We start from the raw sequence: 21,239 nt of genomic DNA, 5'->3' as shown, positions 1-21,239 counted from the left end.
GGTCGCTGGCGCTCGCCTGCGCTCGCCTGCGTTGCCGAACTCGCCATGGTCGGTATCGCCGGCGGCCGCTTCGCGGCCNTTCGCGGCCGCCGGCGAGCGCCTATGCCTCCGGCTCCGCGCCGGCCCGGCGCGCGCCCTCAGGGATCAGACTTGCCGCGATGCTGGCCCGTGCCTCGTCGCCAGGCAGTGTCCTCACTGGCCGCAGTTCGCCCCAGGCATGCTCGATCTGGTCCGCCGTGAGGTCGCCGTCGTCCTCGGTATCAAGTCCGATCTGCCAGGCGAGGCGACACGGTCCGTCGTGATCGAGCGCCTTCCCACATATGGCCTGACCGATGAGCTCGGTGACCAGGTTCACGGTGTCCGGCTCGCACAACACGTCGACACGCACGCGGACAAGCCGTCGAGTCTCGGCCTCGTCACTGGGCATGCCCAGATCTTCCTCGGCCCAGGGCCGGCGTGTGAGGGGATTGCGACCTTCGCAGAGCCCGTTCCGCGATCCTGGACACGCCATGCGCGGCATGCAGCGTCTGAGGTGTAATCGCGGAGGAAGGAGGTCGTGTGAGCGACGTCATCACCCTGGCAGCAATCGGCACGTCGCTGGCGGTGCTGTGGGCCATCTATTCACGAGCTTGGGGCGAGCCGGCCCTGTTCGCCATGGTGCTTGCCTACCCGATCGCAGGACTGCTCTTCGCGCGCGAGCGCTCCGAGCTGGGCGAGCTTGTCATCGCCGTCTGGAACGTCGCCCTCATCGGCTACGGCCTCTGGGATGAGCGACATGGACGCTGTCTCTCGCGCAGGACGAAGGGCCGACGTGCGCGGACGGCCGAGAAGCGGCCCGGGTGACTCAGCCCCGCGAGGTCGTGCGCTTGGCGTGCGACAAGCACCGGTCAGACGGGCGTCTCTGCGATGCATCACGGACACTCCGTTGAGCAGGAAGAAAGCCGCCGAGCGGGCCCTAGATCGTTCTCCAAGCTGCAGTCACCCGCTCCGTCACCCGCTCCAAGCCAAAGCTCCAGGCCAGAAGTGTTTTCCGACCTGAGGCTTCGTCGTTCCTCGGACCCTATGAAGCCTGTCGTGCCCGCTACGTGCCTATAGCGTCGGTAGTCGTGCCCCCGACGGGCCGACTGCGGGAGGCTCTGCCGTCTGAGCCGTGTGCAGGAAGCGATAGAGCGCGGCGGCGACCTGGACGTCCCGCTGCGAGGGGGTGTGCAGGTAGATCCGGGCTGCGCGGGCGCTGGCGTGGCCCATCCGTGACAGTAGGTGCTCGCTGGCCACCGGTACGCTGCTATTGCGAGGCGCACGCTGCGACGGGGGATCTGTGGCCACCGCCTACTGGCCGCACAACGCTGAATGTCAGGTCACGATTGAGTCGCCGACAACGGAGCGCACCAGATCAACCGCGTCATTTGGTCCATCGGGACGCTGCGGCGGAGCAATCGTGACCGCGACGACGACGGCAGCGCGACGAAAGACTGCCCCCTGGCCGTAGATGTTGGACCAAGAGAAGGCCTCATCTCCTACGCCGTCCAGCGCACTCACCATCTCGTCTCCGGGACCCTGCGCTGCGACGTTTGAGCGAAGGCCGAAGCGGCCACCATAAGAGTCCGTCGCCACGGACTCGGACTTGAACCTCTCAACCGTCAGGACAACCTGGCCGCGAGACGTCTCAGCCACGCAGACCATCCCACCTGCGGCCAAGCCGGACTGCTCTCGATCGCCGATCTGGCTCGAGAACACGAGCCACTCTGAGTCAGACTTCTTCAGCATCCGGTCGACGGCCCCACAGACATCCCCGACGGGCGCCTTGGATCCGGTGCCTGCATCCGCCACTGCCGCGTCTCTCGCGCCAGCATCGAATCCACATCCACCAAGTAGAACCGTGCCGACAAGGACTGCTGCACACGCGGCGCTTGGTCGCATCAGAACGCTGGTCATGGATCCGCCGTCTTCCCTTCACGCCACCGCGTAGCACCTTCACCTGCAGGACGGTTGACCCGGAGCAATGGCCGGGAAGCAGACGGGAGCAGACTAGGCCCCAGCTAGGGCCCGCAGCCAAGGCCCAAGCTACTGCCCAGCGCTCTGGCGAATCTGTCTCGAGAGAATGAAGCGCGGCGGCTCCGCGCCTCGCCCTCCCGCCCCTCCGCGCCGCTATTGAATCTGATGCCAGGTCACAACGCGGTCGTCCAACGTAGGCAGCACATTCCCGCTGGCGAAGGCCTCCGGTGCACGGTCGACGCCATCGGTGATCCACAGCCCGCTCTCCGGGCACACGTCCCCTGACTTGGCCCGGCGCAGCGGCCAGAAGACCGGCACTGGCTCGCCGGCTGCGGCCCTGGTCCTCAGTTCCGCGTTGCTTTCGACGAGGCGAGCGGCAATGTCCCGAGCGAGTTCCTCGAAGTCTTCCCGCGGCTGTGTGGCTGTCCAGCCGCGCCCTACATCGGCGACATAGACGTCGTCGCAGCCGGAGGGGTTGACGCCAACCTCGACCTCGCCGTAGCGGTCCACAGTTCTTTCTGCCAGGTCCACTGGGCAGCCGACCCCGACGAGCGCACGGACCAGGCTGTCCCGCATCCATCGGTCCAGCGGTCGGGCCTCTATCTCCATCGGCTCCATCATCCGGCCGAGCGTAGGCGGGGGATCAGTCCATTGCCGTCGGGTTTCGTTCGGTCCACGCGGGATGTGTCGCCGGGTTGGTTCGGGTGACGCGCGGGGCCGATCACCTCAGCCTCGCGGCTCACCCCCCGGTACCACCGCCGGACTCCCCGAAATCGCCCAGATTCCAGCCGGTGCCGGGAAGGTGTGTCCGCATCTGCGCGGGACCGGGTCCTCTGGGCGGGTGGGGGTTGGTCGGCGAGCCTCCCCGGCGGAGGTACCTCCCGACTGACGGCGAGGGGATGAACCGCCCCCTTGCCGCCAGCCCCACCCCGCGGAGCCAAGACCAGGGCGCAGGAGGACCCGATGAGCCAGCCCGTCCAGAACTTCGACCGCGTCGAGGATCCGCAGGACGGCGTCAAGGACGCCGCGACGGCCGCCAGCACGACGCCGGGCGCTCCGACCGGGATGTCGGCCCGCCGCATTACGACCCGCAAAGTCCCGCCGGGGCGAGGTGGAGGACACTGCGCCGCGTTGGCCGCCCGGGTGATCCGGGCCCGCTCCCGCCGGATCGCCGAGTGGGACGTCGAGGGCCTGGGCGGCCGGCTCAAGCTGCGCGAGGGGCTCGACGCCGCCACTCAGGTCGCCGTCACAGGGTTGCGCGGGTTCGGGTACCCCTGGGCCGAGATCGCCGCCCGACTCGGGACCACCCGCCAAGCCGCCCAGCAGAGGTGGGGCAGATGAGAGCGTCGTAGCGCGAGGCCGCGGCCAGGTCTAGGCCGGTTGCTCGGCGGCGAGCTTTAGCCAGCGATCCCTCATGAAGACATGCCACGCTCCGGCAAAGGCGCCGCCACCGCACTCGACCTTGAGCCGCACCGTGTCGCCCTCGGCGAGGTCCACGTCAAGTGGCTGGCTTCCGGACCAGTCGATCGTCGCCCTGACGACGTGCCTGCCGGCGGCGATCGGGATTTCGATCTGCTGGCCTCGGTGGATCCTGGCTACGCGTGTGCCGTCGACCTCGAGCCAGTAGGTGCGCAGGAGGTCCCGGCGGTCCTTGCGCGGTCGAGAGACCAGCAAGGTCGCGGCAGCAGCCATGCCGAGATCCTTCACCACTGGCTGACGGTGAGGCAACGCTGTCACTTCAGCGATTCCGGCGTTCGCGTTGAGCCGAGGTCGAGCGTGGTTTCAACATCCGATCCGCTAGTCGCGAGTCGTACCTGCCGGGCTACCTCTCGCGGTGAACCAGAGAAGTCCCACAACTGGGAGCGCCGCAATGCCTCCAGACGTGACAGACGAACGTTCACACCGATCAACAGACCCAGCCATGGAACGCTCCGTCCGTCACGTGCCCGCGCCTGCCAGCGCCATCTCCCAAGCAGCACCTCGTAGTCGCTCACGAGCGCCACAACATAGGCGTAGGGGACCACCGCGGCTGTCAGCCAGATGGGGAGCGCCGCTTGGCGCACCACGATGCCCCAGTCGATGTGCTCCCACCGCGCCAGGAGCTGTAGGCCGGAGTTGGTCACGACCACAAGTCCCCAGATCGACAGCACCCAGACGAAGATGTTCTTCACCTGATGCTGGCCCTGCAGCCGTGCCGTCGCCTCGAGGGCCCCAAGCAGGACGGCACATGGAACGGCTACGAGCTCGACCGCCAGTGAGAAGGAGTACAGCGAGGCGACGAACTGCACGACCGCCGACACCGTCAGGATCTGCAGCAGAACGGTCCTGAAGTACCTCGTCGGACGCTTCCCGATGCCGCGGGCAACGAGCAAGACTCCTGCACTGACCGACCACAGAACCGCGTCCTTGAGCAGGCCCACACCCCAGAGACCGCCCATGCCCGCCGCCAGGAGAGCGACGGCCGTGTAGCACCAGAGACCGACGAAGATGGCAAGGATCTTCCACGCCGCAGCAGCCTTCGCAACCTTGATCGCGGACCGCCGGGTCCCGGGCCAGACCATGGAGCCGATAAGGGCTGCCGCCGTCCAGATGACCAAAGCCCACTCGCGCCCGGTAAGCGCGCTTGTCGCCAGGTCGTCCATGAATCCACCTCAGGGTCACTCTCGTCCGCAGCCACCCAAGGTGCGACGTAGATCATTCGGGAGGGGTTCCACGGGGCCGCTGCTCGACTTTCGTACCCCGCCTGCCTCAACGGTCCCTGTGCCCGTCCCCGGGTCATGGCCTGGCGAGGCGGGCGGCCATGGCCCTCAGCCTGCGGTCGCCGCTCTCACGAACTGCGCCGGCAATGAGCAGCCCGAGCGCCAGGTAGCGGGCGCCGAGCAGCGGCGCCAGCGCCCTCTGCGTGATCGCCTCGACGAGTGCGACGCCGGCGATCGCCGCAGCGATGGCCAGAAGGCAGATCTGGACGTAGGCGACCACGGGCCTCACGTGTGAACGCACGGCCAGCTCGGCTCCGGGACGATCGATCGGACGAGTCCGGACCTCGATGTCGGCGATTGTCACGGCAGACGAGCGGAACCTGAACGCCGCTACCGGCGACCCCTCGTCGCCCGCCCCAGGGTAGGGAGCCGCAACTGCGGAGTCCTCCCGCTCTAGGTCTTCAGTGACGCGGTCAACCAGAGAGCCCACCTCCACGCCGGGGACCTGCAGCGTCGTGACCATGCGGTCGTCGACGAGAAAGACGCGAGCCAGAACCGACTTCGTCCTCAACGAAGGCGACCTCCTTAGGCAGGGAGCCTCATTCTGCCTCGGACGGGGATTCGCCCGAGGACCGAACGGGACTCACACGCCGCCACTTGCCCGCGAGCCTGGCCGTCATCCTTTACACAACATAGGAGCGTCCGGCTACGCCGCGTTCGCCGATCGGGTGATCCGGGCCCATGCGCGCCGGGTCGCGGGCGACGGCGACGCCCTGGCCGACTTCCTACGCCTGGCTGTCGAGGTCGACACCGCCACCCATACCGTCGCCACCGGCCTCCGAAAGTTCGGCTACTCGTGGGGTGAGATCGCCTGCGGTTGGACGCCACCGCCAAGCGGCCCAGCAGAGGTTCAACGCGGCCTCTGCGAGGAGATCACACGACCAGATAGGTCACCCACGCCGCCGCCACGACGGCAATAGCGTCGTCGAGCCACGACGGGTCTTCGAAGCGCGTGCCCTCCAAGAACGTTGACCGCGCCATCCAGAGACTGGCAAGCGCGCCGCTGCCGACAAAGCCGGCTACGAGCCCGGCCGCCGGCAAGGCAGCGAGAGTGGCGCGGTGATCTCCCCGAAGCCACAGAGCTACGGAGGCCAACGCCCCGCACAAGATGCACAGCACCGTGATCGCTGTGATGGCGTTCGACAAAGCCGCATCGTGATCCAGACGGCGCCCTCGATACGGTCGACCCAGGAGCGCCGCCGCCGAGCGAGCGATGTCGTCGCGCGTCTCGTCCCACGCGAGAAGGCGCGCCAGCGGTAGCACGAGCACGGCCAACCGGAGTCCTATCGGCACTGGTCTCACCAGCCTTCAGTCGATTGCGCAGGGTCCGGGTCACGGCGAAAACGACGACGTCCAGGGCCGGTTGCTTCTAGATCTCCTCAGCTTCACGCGTCCTGGCGTCCCGGCGATCGAGCCTTCGCAGGTTCGCGGGAAACGCCCACGCCAGGAACGCGAGGAATGCGCTGACGCCAGCGGCAACAAACCAGCCGCCGCCGCGACCGAGGTCGTCGACAGCCGACGCCGGCACCACCTCGCCGTCGGCACCGGGTTCGTCGGAGTAGGCGACCTCAAGCGAGGTTCCGACCGGGTACGCCTTCGCCGGATGGGCGACGCGAGCCAGGGTGACGCCTCGGATCGGATGTTCGTAGCGAACGGTGACGATGGGACCCGACTTGCACAGGAAGCATTGGTCGCTCTCGACGACGGTCCCGATGACAGGGTGCGCGTCCTGACGAAAGGCCTCCGCGGAGTCGCGGTCCCCGAGGCCGGCCATGACAGCTAGAGCACCGAACAACACCGCCCCACCCATCAGCCACCAGTTCGTATGCCACCTGGCTTCGTCACCGGAGTCGGCCCACTGCTTGGGGGAGCCGCTGGGCTGCCACGGCTCCCGAGAGCCATCAGAATCCGATGGCGGCACAACACCCTCCCGTCTTCACCCATGTGCCCGCGGAGCAGTCGCATCCAGTCGGCGTCGCTCCCCGGGGACAGTGTCTACAGGTGGCCGTCGGCTATCCACAAACCTGCCAGCATGAGCGCGAACCCGGCAGCGGCCCACCACGTCGCCCGATCACGGATCGCGTCCCGATCACGCGAATCGGCCAGGTCACGCAACACCCACCGGCGCACGACACCTGACGTCTTGCCCCTCGGCAGGCGGCGAGCGACCGGCCACGACGCCATCAGCATCGCCCCCAGGCCGACGACGAACACCGTGTTTCCGATTGCGCTACTCATCTCACATGCGTCCGTGGTCGAAGGCCATCCGCAAACTGGCGTTCTGCCGAGGCTCAGTCATCAGCACCGGCACGACCAGCCCGCAACACGCCCTGACACACCCGCACCGCCTCCGCCGCGTCCGCGGCCATGGACGGCGGTAGGAACCAGGGCCCGAAGACGTCCGCCTGGACAGTGGTCCCGTCACGCAGCACAGCCACGAGCCCGCCCTCGTCGGTGAAGTAGCGGACGTCGGTCAACGGTCGACGCACAGTCGCGAACCAGTTGACGGTCACGAGCTCAGACGTGTCGATCTCGACCCGTAGGAGTGCAGTGCGGATAGCGGCGGCGGTCAATGCGACGGTCAGGATCCCCAGGAGTACGGCTAGGACAACCGCCGCTGCACCGTCCAAGCCCACGGTTATCGCAACTGACAGCATGAGTACGGCAAGCGCCAGACACGCGCTCACAGCCAGGGACCGATGCCACCATGGTGAGCGCAGTCTGAGCGGCACGGCATCAGTCTGCCACCGCGGCTCCAGGGCCAAGGGACGGCGGGACACTTCGGACACAAATGGGCCCGAAAGACCCGCTTGAGCCGCGGGGCTGTGGCTCCAGGCGATCAAGCATCGCGAGAAACGGACGGCCCGGATGTCAGACTCTCGCCAAGGAGCCGAAGAGCAGCCTTAGTCGTGTCCGAGGAAACTTCACTGTAGACGTTCATCGTCACCGCGATCTGGCTGTGGCGAAGTATCTGCATGGCGACGCGGGGATGGACGTCGAGAGCCACCAGGAGCGACGCACAGGTCTTGCGGGTGGCGTGGACCGGGATCTCCGACACTCCTGCGCGGCGGCTCCGGCGCTTAAAGTCGCGGTGGAAGTTCCGCGGCTCGACGGGTAACCCGTGCCTCGTTGTGAAGACGAAGCCGAGGGGCTGCCAGGCTTCGCCGGCTTCCCGCTGCCACCGCGTCTGCGACGCTGCCCACTCGTTGAGCGCGGCGACGCAGATGATTGGCAGCGGAAGGACAGCGTCGGACGCGCCTGTCTTGGTCTCCCGTCGCAACAGGCGTCCACCGACCCTCTGCAATTGCCATCCGATTCGGAGCTCGCCGGCGCCCAGATCGACGTCCTCCCACTTGAGGCCGAGAACTTCCCCGCGACGAAGGCCGAGAGTGAGGATCAGGACGTACGCGGCGTACAGCGGGTCGTGAGCGGCGTGGGCCGCCTCGAGGAACTGGCGGACCTCATCGACAGTCCATGGGCGGACCCGCTTCGGGCGCGGCATGGGGAGACGAGCCAACTCTGCGACGTTCCTGTGTACGAGTTCGTCGCGGACGGCGTTGCCGAGGGCACTGCGAAGCACCGTCCACGCGCTGCGAACGGTCCAGTCGCTGGCCACCTGCTCACAGCAGAGGCCCTTTGCGCAGCAGCGCGGCGTCGCGCGCGCCAGGTCCTTTCCCTGTGCACAGCACTGGCAGGTGCTGCGGAGGCGGTTGAGCCACGTCTGGACGTCGCGCACGGTGAGCTTGTCGAGACGCTTCGGACCGAGCGCGGGAGCGATGTACAAGCGAACGAACATGCCGTAGTTGGCGACCGTAGCCGGTGCGGCCGTCGGCTTGATCACCTCGGCGAGCCAGGCGGCGAGGTACTCGGCGAGACTGGGAACGGTGGTGCTCACAGCGCCTTGTCGCGCTTGTTGGTGGAGAGCCAGCCACTTGGAGTGCACTTCCTCGCGCGTCTTGCCGTAGACGTACTTGCGGGTCCGCTTGCCGGTCGGCGTGGTCACCCAGGCATAGGCGGCGTATCCGCCGGCCGTTCGTGCGTAGATCGATCCTTCGCCGTTCGACCGGGCGCGCTGCTTGCTCATCGCCGGGCCTCGGCCTCGGCGGCCTGGCGGGCGACGTACTCGTCGACCCATTCGGGGAGGACGCGGCGCGAGCGGCCGGCCTTGAGGGAGCGCAGCTCGCCGGAGATGACGAGCATCTTGGTCTTACTGACGCTGAAGCCGAGCATCTCGGCCACCTGGGGAACGGTGAACCACTTGGGGGTGATCTCGACGTGTCGGCGGGCGTTCGTCACTGCGGCGCTCCTTCGGATGGTGCGGTGCGGAGGATCGGGCTGACTGTCGGTGCTGGGTCGGACACTTGGATCGGCGTGCCGTGTGGGTGTCGCTGTTCGGGCCCGGCAACGGGCGCCGGGTGACCGCGCTGGGTGCGGTCGCTGATGTGGAGGTGGTCGTCGTGGGCTTCGACATCCGACCCCGACCGGAGCGGCGGGCGCCTGCGCCGGGTGTGGGCGGGCTGCCCCAGCTGGAGCCGCGTCCGACCTTGGGCGACGTCGAGTTCCTGTTCGCTGTCGCTCGCCGGCTGGCTCGGCAAGCTGGCGTCGACAGCAGCACCCACTCCGGTGCCGGCGGGGCGCACGCGGCCGCGCGCGGGACGGTGGACGCGTTGCTCTGGGTGCTGGGAGTCACCGACTCGGCGCCGTCCGGGCTGCGGCACGTCGGTCGTGTGGACGCCGGGCTGCGGTCCGATGACCTGCTCGCTGTCGAGCTGGTCGCGCTGGAGAACCAGCGCGCGGTTCTCGCTGGCGCGGTCGACGGCCACTACCTGCGCGGGGCCGCCGATGCCGTGTGCTTCGCCCGCGGGTGGGGCGCTGCCTTCTGGTGGGCGCCGCTGCCGGCGGTCCTGCGGCCGCACCGGGACGAGATCGGCCGTCGCGTCGCCTGATCGCATCGAGGGGCCGGCGTCAGTCATTGCCCGCCGCCAAGGAGTCGCCTGCCGCCGGCGCGTCGCCCCAGGCGCGTTCGAACGCAGCGTCGCGGTCCGCGGTCGAGTCGTAGACGCCACCGAGGTCGGCGCCGTCGTCCGTGCCGCGGGTGCGCAAGTACTGCCACTCGTCATCGGACGACGCGGACTTGGCGCGGTCCTGGGAGGCATGGTCGGCGGCGACCTCGAACGCCGCGCGAGCCCTGGCTGCGACGGCGGCGATCTCGGCAGCGGTGGCGTCTGCGGAGAGCCCGGTGACCGGGCGGGTTGCGTCTGCGGAGCGCAGCAGGTCGCTCTCCTGGCGCTCGAGCATGGTGAGGATGCGCGTGACCTCGGGTCGCTGGCCGGTGTCGGTGCTGGCGAAGGTGTCGTCGGGGACGATGAACGAGCAGACCTCGATGGCGGCGCCGTGGCGGGCGGCGGTGGCGTGGATGAGGGCCAGCTCGGACTTGGTGAATCCGCCGCGTAGCGAGCGGGAGAACGAGTCCGTGGCTGCGGCGTCCTGCGCTGCGGTCGTCTCCGCCCCGGGCGCACTCTGCGTTGCAGGGGCGTCGTTTCGAGCGTCCTGTGATGCCATCTGGTCGACTTCCTCGTGAGCGGCCTTGTCCCGGTCGTGGTCGACCAGGTCGGCCTCGGTGATGGGGCGGTGGGCGTCGTCTGCGGTGCGGGCTTCGGCCTCGGCGGCGAGCCATTCGGCGGGGGTGACGCGGTCGGGCTCTGTGCCGGGGGTGATCCCGCGGCGGGTGAGCTCGGCGGTGGCGCTGTCGCCGGCGGACAGGGTTTCGGCGTTGTCGACGAGCCAGCGGGCTCGGGCGTCGGCGGCGGCGTCGAGGTGGTCGGCGAGGAGACGGTGCCGCTCGGCGTCTGCCTCGTAGCGGGCGGCGTCGTCCTCTCGCCCGGTGGAGCGGGCGAGGACTGCCTCGCGGGCGGCGAGTTCGGCGAGGCGGTGTCGTTCGCGTTGGGCGTCGTAGACCGGGTCGGGGGCGCCGGCGCGGGCGAGCTCGGCGGCGCGGGCGCGGACCAGGAGCCGGCCGTCGGTCAGGTCGGCCTCGGGGCGGCGCTCCTCGGGCATCCCGGCTGCGGCGTAGGCGGCGTGCCAGGCGGCCCGCTTCTCCGGGCTGCTGACGCCGGGGCAGCGGCCGAGTGCGATCTCCTGGTGGTCCCAGCCGGTCGCCTCTCGCAGGGCCGCGACAGACCCTGCGCGCTCGATCCACTCCTGACGGTTTGACGCGTACGCGTCAACGTCGTCGGGGAGTGGCCCGAGGGTGGCGGTCAGCCAGGCGGGTCGCTGGTCGGCGGGGAGGTCGGCGAGGGCCTGCCCGAGGTTGTGGCGGCGCTCGTCGAGCAGCCCGAGCAGCTGCTCGACGTAGCCGGCCCGGGCGGTGTTGATGCGTTGCGGAGCCACGGTGAGCTTCAGCGTCTGCGACGCGGCTTGCGGGGCGTCGGCGTCCTCGAGGTCGGGTGCGGGCAGGTCGGTGCCGGTGGAGCGGTGGATGCGGGTGGCGAGTACCTGGGCGACGCTGACGGCGTCGGTGAGGCTGCGTCCGGAGGTGACGGCGTCCCGGAGGACCTCGAGGGGCTCGTGGCCGGCCTGCTCGTAGCTGCGCAGCAGCCGGGACAGGTGCTCGGTGCCCTGGTCTGCGCCGAGCCGGGCGCGGTCCTCGTCGGTGATGAGGCCGTTGGCGGTGAGGGTGTCGAGGTCGCGGTCGAGTCGTTCGCGGCAGGCGACGCGGATCTCCTCCTCGACGAGGGCGAGCAGGGTGCCGGCGTTGGTGCGGTGGGCTTCGGCGGCGTCGGCGATGTCGACGGCGGCGAGGTCGTTGCCGGCTGCCGGGTGGGTGTGTGGGTCGTCCCAGGTGGTCAGGGAGCGGGCGAGGATTCCGCGGGCGGTGAGGCTGGGCTGGTCGGGGTTGAGGGACTCGGTGACGGCCCAGGCGGTGTTGGAGTCGCGGCCGCGGGTGAGGCCGACGTAGGTGCTGGCGCGGTCCATGCCTTGGGTGAGCAGGAGGTGCCCGACGTCGGCGGTGCGGCCCTGGGCGCCGTGCGCGGTCGATGCGTAGGCCAGGGCGACGTCCTGGGCGACGTAGTCGGCGGGCATGACGTGCACTCCGCCGGTGCGGCGGCAGACGACGTCGAGGGCGCCGTCGGGCTGGATCGCGGTGACCTCGTAGACCTCTCGGTTGACCAGCCCGAGGGTGCGGTCGATCCGGCGGGCCTGGACGAGGTCGCCGACGCCGGCGGGTGTCTCGTCGCGGCCGAGGACGACGCCGGCTTCCTGGACGACGTCGGCCTCGACGAGGAGCGCGCGGACGGAGCTGGAGACGGCCGCGGCGTGCTCGTTGGAGGCGGCCACGACGACGACGTCCTTGCCGGCGAGCCGGTCCGCGGCGGCGGCGCGTGCGACGGCGGCGACGGCGTCGTCCGCGGTGCCGGCGTCGAGGAGCCGGCCGCGCGCGTCGTACTCGCCGACGGCGGCCGGGATGTCGCTGCTGTCGCCGTCGCGCAGCCGCAGGGATGCTTCGCGTTCCCACTCGGCGCTGAACCGGCGGACGTCGGACAGGGTGTAGGTCTCGGCGTCCCGGTCGATGGCGGCGCGCATCATGCCGCCGGCGCCGACGGCGCCGAGCTGGTGTGGGTCGCCCATGAGGACCATCCGGGCGCCGGCCGAGTCGACGGCGGCCTGCAGCCGGGTGAGGGCGTAGGTGTCGACCATCGAGGCCTCGTCGACGACGAGCAGGTCGTTGCTCGTCAGTCGCAGCGCTGCGTCGTCCGGGAGCGTGGTGCCGGAGGCCAGGCGGCGCTGGGCGGCGAGGAACGCCGCGACGTTCGCGGTGTCGGCGACGCCGTCCTCGCGCAGGATGTCAGCAGCGACCTGGGTCGTGGCGACACCGACGACGCGCCCCCGGTTGCCGCCGTCCGGGCCCCGTTCGCCGCCACCGCCGGGCGGCTGGGTCGAGGCGGCGAGGTCGCGCCAGGCGGCGTCGAGCAGACCGGCGACGTAGGACTTGCCGGTGCCGGCCGGGCCGACGAGCGTCACGAGCGCTGCGTCGGAGCTGGCGATGCCGAGGACTGCCTGCCGCTGTGCGGGGTTGAGGCTGGCGCCGAAGGTGTCGAGCCAGGTGGTCACGGCGGGCGCGGGGATCGCGGTGCGGCCCCGGAGGCCGCAGGAGCGCAGCAGGGTGTCCTCGGCGGCGAGGTGGCCGCGGGTCGCGTATTGGACGGCGGCGGGGTCGAGGTGCTTGGAGCGGCCGTTCTCGAGGCGGCCGGCGGCGTGGACGGTGCCGACCTCGCGGCCGACGACGAGGACGGCGTCGTCGCCGGTGAGCGCCTGGTCGGCCAGGGACTCCAGGAGGCCGCGGACGCCGCCCTCGGGCAGGGTGCCGAGGTCGTCGGGGAGCGCGTCGTTGAGGTGCTTGACGAGGTCGTGGCGGGTCCAGGTCGACTTGCCGCCCTCGCTGTGGCACGCCTCGAGGGCTTGGGCGATGACGGCCTCGGGGGAGAACGTGGTCCGGACGGCGTCGGTGGGCAGCAGGGCGGGGGACTGGGTGAGGTCGACGACCTGCTTGGCCTGGCGGACGAGTCCGCCGGCGACCTCGCCCTGGCTCATGGCGTCCCAACGCTGGGCCATCTCGCCCCAGGTCTCGGCGTCGTGGGTCTTGGCGGCGCGGGTGGCCAGGGTCGCTCGCTGGAGGATCTGGCGGCGCTCGAGGTTGTTCGCCTTGCGCCCGAGGGCCTCCTCGTACCGGGCGAGGTCCTCGGCGGCCTTGCCGGTGATGGCCTGGCGGCGGCTGGAGAACAGGTCCTCGATGGAGCGGTCGACGCCGACCAGGCGGCGACCCATACCGTCCTCCCGCGGTTCCCACTGGACGCCGAGCCGGCGGGTCAGCTCGACCTCGAGCGCGCGCTCGGAGACGGCGCCGGCGGCCGGGCGCGCCGCGATGACGGACTTGCCGTCCAGCGCCCGCCAGACGCCGTCCGCGCTGAGCACCTTGTTCAGGACGATCTGGTGGACGTGCAGCTGGGGGTCGTTGTTGCGGGAGGTGTGCTGGGGGAAGCGGGCTGCGGTGAGGGTGTGGGCGTCCTCCCAGCTGCCGGTGGCGCCCTTGCCGCCGTGTCGTCCGACGCGGGTGTAGCCGGCGTTGTCCTGGACGTAGCCGAGCCCGACCTCGCCGGCGGCGACGAGTGCTTCCTCGACCTGGGCGGCGCGCCAGGCCCACAGCCGGGCAGCCTCGGTGTCGCCGGCCTGTTCGGCCTCGTGGCCGGCGCGGGTGAACGACGCCCACAGGACGGTGACGGACTTGTCGGGGGAGAAGGTCAGGTCGTAGAAGGCGACGGCCTTGGGTGTATCCCGCTCGGCCTCCAGCCGCCAACCCTGTATCTGCTCCGGCGTGGGTGTACTCGCGTGCGCGGTGGTGTACTCGCGGATACGGTCCTCGACGACCTGCCCGGCGCTACGGAACTGCTTCGGGGCGCGACCGAGTACGGCGGACTCGTCGCGGGTCGCCTCGTCGGCGAAGCGGGGGTCGCGCGGGTCCCGGAACTGTTCGTACAGCGACCGCATGACCTCGGCGTCGACCTCGCCCTCCAGGCCGAGGATCTCGGCGCCCTTGCCCCACCACTGGCCGGGCGGCTCGCCGGCCGCGACGGCGCCGGTGTAGTACGACTCCATGCCGGCCCCGACCTGGTCGGTGAGGTAGGACGACGAGTGCCCGGTGGCGACGCTGAGCATGAGGAATGCCTTTCGGATCGATGACGTGCTTTCCTGTGCGAGTTGTTGCCAGCGGCGGGTGATTCCGCTGTTCTGCTCGTGCCAGCCCTTTCCTGGCGGGCGGAGCCAATTCCTTGGTGATCTTGGTCTGGCCTACTCGGTCGGTGATGCAAGGGTGTGATTCCTGCGTGCTGTTCTTGGGTGCTCTCTGAAATTGGATCTTGCTTAGTCGCGGTCGTTTCTTGAGTTGATCTCGGTTGGCTTGATTTCTTCGGTGTTCTCGTTCTCGTGCTGGGCTTTCTCGGCGGTGTTCTCGTTCGGTTCTTGCTGGGTGTTCTGGTTCTCGTGCTGGTCGTCGTGCTGCCTGTCGGTGCCGGGTCGGGCGGCGTGGTGTCGATCGGTGGCTGCGCGGTGGATCCGGGTCGCTCGGGCCTGGCCGATGCCGTGGGTCCGCATGAGCGCTCGGATGGACGGCGGTTCGCCGGTGAGCGTGGTGAGGATCTGTTCGTCGCTGGGGGCGGTGACGGTCGCGGGGGGGGNCCGGGCGCCGGCCGCCGTCACCGCGGGCCGCCGCCGCGCGCGCGGCAGGCGTACTCGACGACGGAGAGGGTGTGTACTCCGATCGCGACTCGGCGGGATCGGGCGACGGAGCCGGGGGTCGCTGTGTACTCGCGGGCGAGTGCGGGGCGTCGCCCGGGTCGTCGGAGTGGACGGCGTCCGCCGGGCGCGGGCGGGTGCGGTCGGCGAGTACACCGGCCAGGGCGGTGCGTAGTGCCGTCGTCGGGCTGACCGCAGCGGGTGCACTCGTGCTGCTGACGGCGGCGCCGCCGTCGGGGGATGTCCAGCCGAGGGCGTGCAGAACGGCGGACGGTGGCAGGCTGCCCGCCCGGAGTTGGCGGCGCAGGACGGCCCGGACCCGGCGCGCGCGGCGTCCGGGGAGGGCGAGGTGCAGTGCCTGGACGGCGGCGGCGTGGACGCCAACGTCGATGCGGGCGCCGGCGTGGGTGACGGTGCCGGTGCGGGCCATGAGCAGCCACGTGCGGGTGGACTCGATCGGGGCGGTGAGCCAGAGCCGGGCGGGGATCTGGTCCCGTGGGGCGGTGTGGGTGGCGCGCCAGGTGCCGAGCAGCTCGCGGGCGGTCAGCTCGACGAGGACGGACCAGGTGGCGGGCGCGGTGACGTGCCACGGGACGTCGGCGAGCCGGTGGGCGGCCAGGGCGTTGAGCGCGATCGTTCCGGCAGCCGCGGCGTGCGCGGTGAGCCGCCAGCCGGCGCGCGGCCGCCCGACGGTGGCGCCGGCGGCGTAGGCGAGCGAGGCGCCCAGGCACAGGGCGTCCACGAGCAGCGGGAACCCGGCCGCCAGTACAGGCCCGAACACAGGGGCCGCCGCGGTGTAGAGGCTGCTGAAGGACAGGACGGCGCCGGCCGCGGCGACAGCCGCCAGGACGACCATCGCGGCCCGGCGCAGCACGGCGGCACGGAGGTGCGCGCCAGGCGCGGCGACGGACGGGTGTTCGGCGCCGTGATCAGCTGCCACGGTGGGGGCGCCGTGCGAGGCGCCGGCCACCGACGCGATGCCCGAGGCGTTGGTCTGCGTTGACGCGTACGCGTCAAGAGTGTTCCGGGGCAACGGGTTGGCTTCGACGAGCGAAGGTGCGGTGCTCATGCTGGTGCCTCCTCGGATCCGGTGGGGGCGGTGCCGCCGGCGGCGGTGACGGCGGGGCAGGGCAGGCCCCAGGACGCGTAGATCGCCGCCCGGTGGGCCGCGACAGCGGCCGGGTCGTGGAAGTCCGGCTCCCCGGGCCGGCGGCCGGGCTGCGCGAGCGCGGAGCGGGCGGTGGAGACCTCGAGGGCACGGGACGGGCGCAGCGTGTCGGCGAGGAACGAGCCGGCCGCGTCGAGGGCTTCGCGGGCGGCCAGGTAGCCGGCGGACCATCCGGCCTCGTAGCCGGCCGTCCAGTCAGCGATCGACGCGGGCGGCGGGGCCTGCTGGGTACGTGGCGAGCGGTCCCGGCAGGCCCGGGTCGTCGCAGCAGCACGGACGCCGGTCACCGTTCCTGCCACTCGTTCGTCCGGGCGTCCGCCGCGGAGGGGCCGAGTGTCGTGCTCTGCTCGGTGCCGGCTTGGAGCGCGGCCAACCAGTCAGGCAGCGGGGGTAGGTCGAACGCGGGGGCGTCGGGAACCGGGACGGCTGCTGCGGCGGCGCGCCACAGTCGGGCGGTGAGCTCGTCGTCAGGGGCGCCGCAGTTGAGGTCGTCGAACGGGTTGACCACCGCGGCCGCCTGCTCGTGCGGGTCGTGCGCGCACGTCACGGACACCAGGACGGACAGGCCTGCGATCTGGGCTGCGGCAGCGTGGACGGCGTCGGTGAACGCGTCGGCATAGGCCCGGTAGAGCTGCGCGTACCGGGCAAGCACGGCGGCCTCGGCCGCGTCGCGGACCTCGTCGTACTCCAGCCACTGCTCGTCCGTGAGCTGCTCAGCGATCCGAGCGGCGGTCTGCGGGTCGGGGGACAGCCGCAGCCGGTCCAGGGTGTGGGTGACGGCGTCCTCGACTTCGGGGAAGCCGGGCAAGTCCCACGACAGCGCCGGGACGTTCAGCGGGACGACGACCGGCTCGGTGCGGTTCTCGTAGAGCCAGGCCTCGTCCTCCCCGACGGTGCCGGTGACGAGCTGGGCGACGAGCCCGGCCTCCCACGACCCGGGACGGCCGGCCACGAGTCGGTCCATAGATCCGACGTTTGCAGCGACGCCTGCGAGGACGGAGGCGAGGAAGTCCGCGAAGTCGATCGGTTCGCTGCTCGCGGTCGTGCCGTCCGAGTGCGTCCGAGCGAACCGTAGCCGGCAGGCCGTGGTCAGCACGGCGACGGCCTGGGCGTGGGTCTGAGCCCACGTCTGCTGGAAGGCGTCCGCCGGTGCGGCCGGCGTCGTGGTCGCCGGCGCGGTCGACGTCGTGGTCGGCTCGGGCCTCGTTGGCTGGTTCATCGCGGGTCCTTCCGGTCGGTACCGCGGCTGTCGGCGGCGGCCTCGTCGTCGGCGTCGGGGCTGTCGGGGCTGTCGGGGGTGTCGGTGTCGGAGGTGCTGAAGGGCTGGCCGCAGAGCCCGCAGGTGATCGGGCCGAGGGCGAGGACCGAGGCGGTGACCCGGATCCGGCGGCCGCATCCGCAGCGGGCCGCGGCACCGTTGCGCGAGGCGTTGGGACCGGTGGAGCCGTTGCCGGTGTTGGTGTCTGCGCCTGCGGCGGCCTCGTCGTCGGGTGCGGTGACGGGCATGGCGCCTTCGGCGCGGCGGTGGAGGGTGAGCGCGGCTGTGAGCGCGGTGAGGGTGGCGGCGTACTCGTCCTGGGTCGCGGCCGGGACGTGGGTGTCGGACCAGCCGATGACCGGGACCTCGCGGACGTCGAGGCCCATCTCCTCGGCCAGGTCGCGGAACTTGCGGTTGTGGTATCGGCCCTGCCGGGAGCAGTCCTTGACACCCCGGACGTGGGCCAGCGCGTGGGTGGCCTCGTGGAGCAGGGTGCCGAGCACGTCGACCGCGCCGAGCGCCAGGCCCTCGCCACCGACGAACACTTCGCCGAGCGTGGAGCCGGAGGCGCCGACGGTCTCTGGGGCGTCGGCGTGGGTCCAGCGCATGGCGGCGAAGTGGCCGAGCTTGAGGGCGCCGCGGGGCGCTCCGACGGAGCCGGAGGCCAGGACGATGACGACGTCGGGGATCTGCGGGTGCCGGGCCTGGATCGCCGTCCAGGCCTGCTCGAGGGCGGCCACGATCGGTGAGGACAGCGGCCGGTCGGCAGCCTTGCCGTTGTTGGTGTTCGGGTCGGTGCTGGTCATGTCGGCGCCTCTTCCGCGAGGGGTCTGAGCGGTGTGGGCGGGCCCCTGTTCTTGGGGGCTCGTCCTTAACCGCCCTGTAGCGGCGTCGTAGGGGCCCCGGCGCCAGGGCCGCAGGGGTCGTCCGTGCGGACAGCGCAGCGGGTCTTTCCCGCGCCGCCCGCTCCGGGCCGGCACCGCGACCGGCAGCCCGGCGGCCGGGACGGGGACGAGCAGAACCGGGCGGTGCGGGAAAGATCGTCGGCACGGATGTGCCCCGGAGCGCCCTGGCGGTGGGGTGGCGATGCTGCTACCGCGCCCCGGGAGGTGAGCGGACGATGCTCTTGCTGTCGCCGCAGGCGGCAGTGCTTGAGCCGGTGCAGGCAGCGCGCTCATCGGCTGTCGTCCAGGGTGAGCCCGGGCGCCGGCTGCGCGGGGTCGCTGCCGTGGGTGGTGGCCCACCACTCGGCAACCTCGTCGAGGCACGCGACGTCGTAGACGTTCTCCTTGTGCTGGTCGTCCTTGTGGCGGCCGAAGGAGCGGTCGCAGCCGGCCATCCGCCGCTCGACGCGGCGGGCGGCGCCGGGGCGCCAGCGGTCGTGCCACGCGGCGAGGGCGTCGGGCGCTGCCCCGTCGCCGGCTGCCAGGGTCCACAGATGTTGGACGACGAGCAGTTCGGCGACGACGTCGGCGTGCCACGGCCAGCACGCCGGGGTCTTGGTCTGCAGGTAGGGCTGCCAGACCTGTGGCACCCAGACCGCGAGCTCGTTCAGCCACTGGATCGCGGCCGCGGGGTCGACGACGGTGAGCCATGCCGGGGCCGCCTCCTCGCCGTCCACCTCGTCCTGTCCGCTCGAGATGGCGCGAGCAGCAGGGATCACAGACGTGCGGCCGGCGTCGCCGCGGCCGACGACGGCGGAGAGCTCCTCGAGGGCGCGGCCGTGGGCGGCGGTGACGGTGTGCAGGTCGGCGAGGTCGTCGACCTCCCGGCGCAGCCGGGCGACGTCGGTGGCGAGGCGTGCGAGGGCGTGGGTCTGGTCGGTGGTGACGGAGCGGCGGGTCACGCGTCACCGCCGCCTGCGTGACTGCCGTCGGTGGTGCCGCCGCGGCCGTCGAGGGGCCGCGTCGTGGCGCCGTCCGGCCGGGTGGGGGCGACGGTGCCGCGACCGTCCAGGACGGCGCGGGCGGCCTTGGCGGCGGCGCGGCGCGCCTGCCGCTCGCCGTCCCAGGTGACGATCCGCCGGCGGGTGGTCGCGGCGAGACGGTGGACGGCGGCCGCGGTGCGGGAGGGGTCGCGTTCGCCGATCCACGGGGCGTGGCCGATGACAGGGCGCAGGCCGTTGCGCAGGACGAGGGCGGTCCCGATCGGCAGGGTGGAGATCTCGGCCGGGGTCATGACGGGCAGCGGCCGGTTGTCGTCGGCGTCCAGGGCGACGAGCCGGCTGCCGCAGAGGGTGGAGATCTCCTGGAGGTCGTCGGAGGACTTGATGTTGCCGAAGACGACCAGGGCGCCGGTGTTCGCGAGGATCGCGGCGGCCCTTTCGCGGCCCCAGACGTCGCGGAGCTGGGCGAGGGACTGGGCGGCGATGTGGAGGGTGAGGTTGAAGCCGCCCATGTCGGCGGTCCAGTCGTGCAGCGGGATCGGGCCGCAGGTGAGCGGGGCCTCGTCGAGGATCGCGGTCATCGGTGGGTCGAGGCGGCCGCCGAGGTAGGCGGCGTGCATCCGGACCTGGTGGGCGACCTCGGCGGTGAGCGCGCCGATGATCGTGGGCGCGCCGTCGTCCCGGCCGACGAGGTAGAGGGTGTCGGTGCCAGAGCGGACGAGCCGGCCGACGTCGAGCAGGTCGGGGTCGGCGACGTTCGCGTCGGCCGCGGCGGCCAGCGTCGGGTCGTTGACCCACTTCAGGTGGGGCAGCAGGGTCGCCGTGATCGACGACAGGGTCCGGTCGTTGGTGGCGTACAGGGAGCGGATCTGCGTCGCCATGGAGCGGGCGCGCGGGGTCGAGCCCAGGGCCGTGAGGATCTCGTCGCGGGCGACGGCGTCCGCGGGGGAGATCCAGTCCAGGACGGTGCGCATGGAGCCACCGGACAGGGCTGCGGCGTGCAGGAGGGTGGCCAGTAGGCCGCGGGCCTGGACGTCCCACCGCTCGCCCTCGTTGGACGAGGACGTCGGGATGAGGTCGGCGGCGCGGCGCTGCGCCGTCCCGTAGTCGGTGCAGGCGGCGAGCGGGGTCCAGCGGACGGTGGACTCGACGCCGCCGAGGTCGGTGGGGTTGAAGACGTCGACGCGGCCCTTGCGGGAGCGGACGCCGCGGGTGGCGTTGAGCAGGTCGGTGCGCGAGCTGGTGACGAGCAGCGATCCGGGGGCGTCGAGGGCGTGGCAGGCCATCGACGCGGACTTGCCGGAGCGCGGGCCACCGATCCGCAGGGTGACCTCCTCGCAGGAGGACCAGACCGTGCTGCCGACGGGCAGCCAGCCGGTGCGCAGGAGCGGGACGGCGTACTCGGTGACCGGGGTCCGTCGCCGCCGGCGGCGCGATGCCGCGGCGAGGGAGGGGCGCAGGGTGACGGCGCGGCGGCGCATCGCAGATCGCGAGGCCTTCTCGCCGATGTCGGTCCAGGTCGCGACGCCGCCGGCGTGGATGGCGGCGTCGTCGCGACGGTCGACCCACCGGCCGGTGGACAGGGCGGGGGCGAGCCAGGTGAGAGTCCAGTGGGCGAGCAGGACGGCGGTCAGGACGACGGCGGCGAGGCGCGCCTGGGCCGTCAGGGGGGCGAGGCGCTCGGCGTGGCCGGCGAGCCAAGCGAGGGCGACCAGGACGCCGGCGGCGGTGAGGGGCCGGTAGGGCAGGTGCCGCAAGGCACGCAGGACGCGGAAGATCATCGGGTTCTCCTGAGGACGGCGGGCAGCGGCGTTGACGCGTACGCGTCAAGCGCGCCCTGTACTGGGCGTGAGGGGGGAGCGGCTCGGCGCCGGGGGCGCCGAG

General features: G+C 71.5%; 22 protein-coding genes. 3 read left to right on the top strand and 19 right to left on the bottom strand.

Annotated elements, in window-relative coordinates; genetic code table 11:
* Positions 1-100 precede the first annotated feature (100 nt).
* Positions 101-427: a hypothetical protein gene (locus tag EDJALFJO_RS10160; RefSeq protein WP_088284785.1), complete on the bottom strand. Its 327-nt coding sequence runs from the start codon at positions 425-427 to the stop codon at positions 101-103.
* Positions 428-558: 131 nt separating this feature from the next.
* Between EDJALFJO_RS10160 and EDJALFJO_RS10155 the strand changes: the two genes are divergently transcribed.
* A complete protein-coding gene (locus tag EDJALFJO_RS10155; protein ID WP_088284783.1) occupies positions 559-843 on the top strand; it encodes a hypothetical protein in 285 nt (94 codons plus the stop codon).
* Positions 844-1,353: 510 nt separating this feature from the next.
* Here EDJALFJO_RS10155 and EDJALFJO_RS10150 read toward each other — a convergent pair.
* Together EDJALFJO_RS10150 and EDJALFJO_RS10145 are read right to left on the bottom strand one after the other, a co-directional pair.
* Complete coding sequence (locus EDJALFJO_RS10150; protein ID WP_143448439.1) at positions 1,354-1,935, bottom strand: hypothetical protein; 582 nt, start codon at positions 1,933-1,935, stop codon at positions 1,354-1,356.
* A gap of 213 nt (positions 1,936-2,148) precedes the next feature.
* On the bottom strand, positions 2,149-2,616 hold the full coding sequence (locus tag EDJALFJO_RS10145) for a hypothetical protein (protein ID WP_088284779.1): 468 nt from the start codon (positions 2,614-2,616) through the stop codon (positions 2,149-2,151).
* Positions 2,617-2,958: 342 nt separating this feature from the next.
* Between EDJALFJO_RS10145 and EDJALFJO_RS10140 the strand changes: the two genes are divergently transcribed.
* Positions 2,959-3,336 carry a hypothetical protein gene (locus EDJALFJO_RS10140; RefSeq protein WP_088284777.1) on the top strand — a complete coding sequence of 126 codons (378 nt, stop codon included), beginning with the start codon at positions 2,959-2,961 and terminating at the stop codon, positions 3,334-3,336.
* A gap of 30 nt (positions 3,337-3,366) precedes the next feature.
* Here EDJALFJO_RS10140 and EDJALFJO_RS10135 read toward each other — a convergent pair whose 3' ends face one another.
* The 9 genes from EDJALFJO_RS10135 to EDJALFJO_RS10095 all read right to left on the bottom strand — a co-directional run bounded on the left by EDJALFJO_RS10135 (position 3,367) and on the right by EDJALFJO_RS10095 (position 9,050).
* Entirely contained in the window at positions 3,367-3,705 is a 339-nt protein-coding gene (locus EDJALFJO_RS10135) for a hypothetical protein (protein ID WP_143448438.1), read from the bottom strand.
* 23 nt (positions 3,706-3,728) lie between these two features.
* Positions 3,729-4,637: a hypothetical protein gene (locus tag EDJALFJO_RS10130; RefSeq protein ID WP_088284773.1), complete on the bottom strand. Its 909-nt coding sequence runs from the start codon at positions 4,635-4,637 to the stop codon at positions 3,729-3,731.
* Positions 4,638-4,770: 133 nt separating this feature from the next.
* A complete protein-coding gene (locus EDJALFJO_RS10125; protein WP_088284771.1) occupies positions 4,771-5,265 on the bottom strand; it encodes a hypothetical protein in 495 nt (164 codons plus the stop codon).
* Between the two features lie 362 nt (positions 5,266-5,627).
* Positions 5,628-6,029, bottom strand: a complete 402-nt coding sequence (locus EDJALFJO_RS10120) for a hypothetical protein (RefSeq protein WP_143448437.1) — start codon at positions 6,027-6,029, stop codon at positions 5,628-5,630.
* A gap of 94 nt (positions 6,030-6,123) precedes the next feature.
* Entirely contained in the window at positions 6,124-6,528 is a 405-nt protein-coding gene (locus tag EDJALFJO_RS10115) for a hypothetical protein (protein WP_143448436.1), read from the bottom strand.
* A 221-nt stretch (positions 6,529-6,749) separates the two neighbouring features.
* Positions 6,750-6,968 carry a hypothetical protein gene (locus tag EDJALFJO_RS10110; protein ID WP_088284765.1) on the bottom strand — a complete coding sequence of 73 codons (219 nt, stop codon included), beginning with the start codon at positions 6,966-6,968 and terminating at the stop codon, positions 6,750-6,752.
* Between the two features lie 77 nt (positions 6,969-7,045).
* A complete protein-coding gene (locus EDJALFJO_RS10105) occupies positions 7,046-7,486 on the bottom strand; it encodes a hypothetical protein (protein WP_143448435.1) in 441 nt (146 codons plus the stop codon).
* A gap of 107 nt (positions 7,487-7,593) precedes the next feature.
* Positions 7,594-8,838, bottom strand: coding sequence for a site-specific integrase (locus EDJALFJO_RS10100; protein ID WP_088284761.1), 1,245 nt, complete (start codon positions 8,836-8,838; stop codon positions 7,594-7,596).
* Positions 8,835-9,050 (bottom strand): excisionase family DNA-binding protein, encoded by a 216-nt coding sequence (locus EDJALFJO_RS10095; RefSeq protein WP_198950174.1) that lies wholly within the window; start codon positions 9,048-9,050, stop codon positions 8,835-8,837. Before EDJALFJO_RS10095 ends, EDJALFJO_RS10100 begins: the two co-directional genes overlap by 4 nt.
* 248 nt (positions 9,051-9,298) lie before the next feature.
* Here EDJALFJO_RS10095 and EDJALFJO_RS10090 point away from each other — a divergent pair, with 248 nt between their 5' ends.
* A complete protein-coding gene (locus tag EDJALFJO_RS10090) occupies positions 9,299-9,700 on the top strand; it encodes a hypothetical protein (protein ID WP_143448434.1) in 402 nt (133 codons plus the stop codon).
* A 19-nt stretch (positions 9,701-9,719) separates the two neighbouring features.
* On the opposite strand, the gene mobF is transcribed toward EDJALFJO_RS10090, so the two are convergent.
* The 7 genes from mobF to EDJALFJO_RS10055 all read right to left on the bottom strand — a co-directional run bounded on the left by mobF (position 9,720) and on the right by EDJALFJO_RS10055 (position 21,136).
* Positions 9,720-14,468 (bottom strand): MobF family relaxase, encoded by a 4,749-nt coding sequence (gene mobF / locus EDJALFJO_RS10085; protein WP_088284757.1) that lies wholly within the window; start codon positions 14,466-14,468, stop codon positions 9,720-9,722.
* 519 nt (positions 14,469-14,987) lie between these two features.
* The coding region (locus EDJALFJO_RS36335) for a DUF2637 domain-containing protein (RefSeq protein ID WP_369812511.1) at positions 14,988-15,900 on the bottom strand (913 nt) is incomplete at its 3' end.
* 209 nt (positions 15,901-16,109) lie between these two features.
* Positions 16,110-16,499 carry a hypothetical protein gene (locus tag EDJALFJO_RS34200; protein ID WP_158220369.1) on the bottom strand — a complete coding sequence of 130 codons (390 nt, stop codon included), beginning with the start codon at positions 16,497-16,499 and terminating at the stop codon, positions 16,110-16,112.
* On the bottom strand, positions 16,496-17,431 hold the full coding sequence (locus EDJALFJO_RS10070; RefSeq protein ID WP_088284753.1) for a hypothetical protein: 936 nt from the start codon (positions 17,429-17,431) through the stop codon (positions 16,496-16,498). The genes EDJALFJO_RS34200 and EDJALFJO_RS10070 overlap by 4 nt, the downstream gene beginning before the upstream one ends.
* Positions 17,428-18,276, bottom strand: a complete 849-nt coding sequence (locus EDJALFJO_RS10065; RefSeq protein ID WP_198950173.1) for a hypothetical protein — start codon at positions 18,274-18,276, stop codon at positions 17,428-17,430. The genes EDJALFJO_RS10070 and EDJALFJO_RS10065 overlap by 4 nt, the downstream gene beginning before the upstream one ends.
* Positions 18,277-18,644: 368 nt before the next feature.
* On the bottom strand, positions 18,645-19,316 hold the full coding sequence (locus EDJALFJO_RS10060; protein ID WP_088284751.1) for a hypothetical protein: 672 nt from the start codon (positions 19,314-19,316) through the stop codon (positions 18,645-18,647).
* The gene (locus EDJALFJO_RS10055) at positions 19,313-21,136 is read right to left on the bottom strand and encodes a type IV secretory system conjugative DNA transfer family protein (protein WP_088284749.1); all 1,824 of its coding nucleotides are present in this window, start codon (positions 21,134-21,136) and stop codon (positions 19,313-19,315) included. The genes EDJALFJO_RS10060 and EDJALFJO_RS10055 overlap by 4 nt, the downstream gene beginning before the upstream one ends.
* Positions 21,137-21,239: the final 103 nt, after the last annotated feature.

The organism is Kineosporia sp. A_224, assembly GCF_002198655.1.
Taxonomy (GTDB): domain Bacteria; phylum Actinomycetota; class Actinomycetes; order Actinomycetales; family Kineosporiaceae; genus R-H-3.
This window is presented reverse-complemented; position numbering and strand designations above follow the sequence as displayed.

What these genes read in the sequence shown, in the direction of transcription:
- EDJALFJO_RS10160 (WP_088284785.1), bottom strand. Translation starts at nt 427, where the DNA reads ATGCCCAGTGACGAGGCCGAGACTCGACGGCTTGTCCGCGTGCGTGTC.
- EDJALFJO_RS10150 (WP_143448439.1), bottom strand. Translation starts at nt 1,935, where the DNA reads ATGACCAGCGTTCTGATGCGACCAAGCGCCGCGTGTGCAGCAGTCCTT.
- EDJALFJO_RS10145 (WP_088284779.1), bottom strand. Translation starts at nt 2,616, where the DNA reads ATGATGGAGCCGATGGAGATAGAGGCCCGACCGCTGGACCGATGGATG.
- EDJALFJO_RS10140 (WP_088284777.1), top strand. Translation starts at nt 2,959, where the DNA reads ATGAGCCAGCCCGTCCAGAACTTCGACCGCGTCGAGGATCCGCAGGAC.
- EDJALFJO_RS10130 (WP_088284773.1), bottom strand. Translation starts at nt 4,637, where the DNA reads ATGGACGACCTGGCGACAAGCGCGCTTACCGGGCGCGAGTGGGCTTTG.
- EDJALFJO_RS10115 (WP_143448436.1), bottom strand. Translation starts at nt 6,528, where the DNA reads ATGGCCGGCCTCGGGGACCGCGACTCCGCGGAGGCCTTTCGTCAGGAC.
- EDJALFJO_RS10100 (WP_088284761.1), bottom strand. Translation starts at nt 8,838, where the DNA reads ATGAGCAAGCAGCGCGCCCGGTCGAACGGCGAAGGATCGATCTACGCA.
- mobF (WP_088284757.1), bottom strand. Translation starts at nt 14,468, where the DNA reads ATGCTCAGCGTCGCCACCGGGCACTCGTCGTCCTACCTCACCGACCAG.
- EDJALFJO_RS10070 (WP_088284753.1), bottom strand. Translation starts at nt 17,431, where the DNA reads ATGAACCAGCCAACGAGGCCCGAGCCGACCACGACGTCGACCGCGCCG.
- EDJALFJO_RS10065 (WP_198950173.1), bottom strand. Translation starts at nt 18,276, where the DNA reads ATGACCAGCACCGACCCGAACACCAACAACGGCAAGGCTGCCGACCGG.
- EDJALFJO_RS10055 (WP_088284749.1), bottom strand. Translation starts at nt 21,136, where the DNA reads ATGATCTTCCGCGTCCTGCGTGCCTTGCGGCACCTGCCCTACCGGCCC.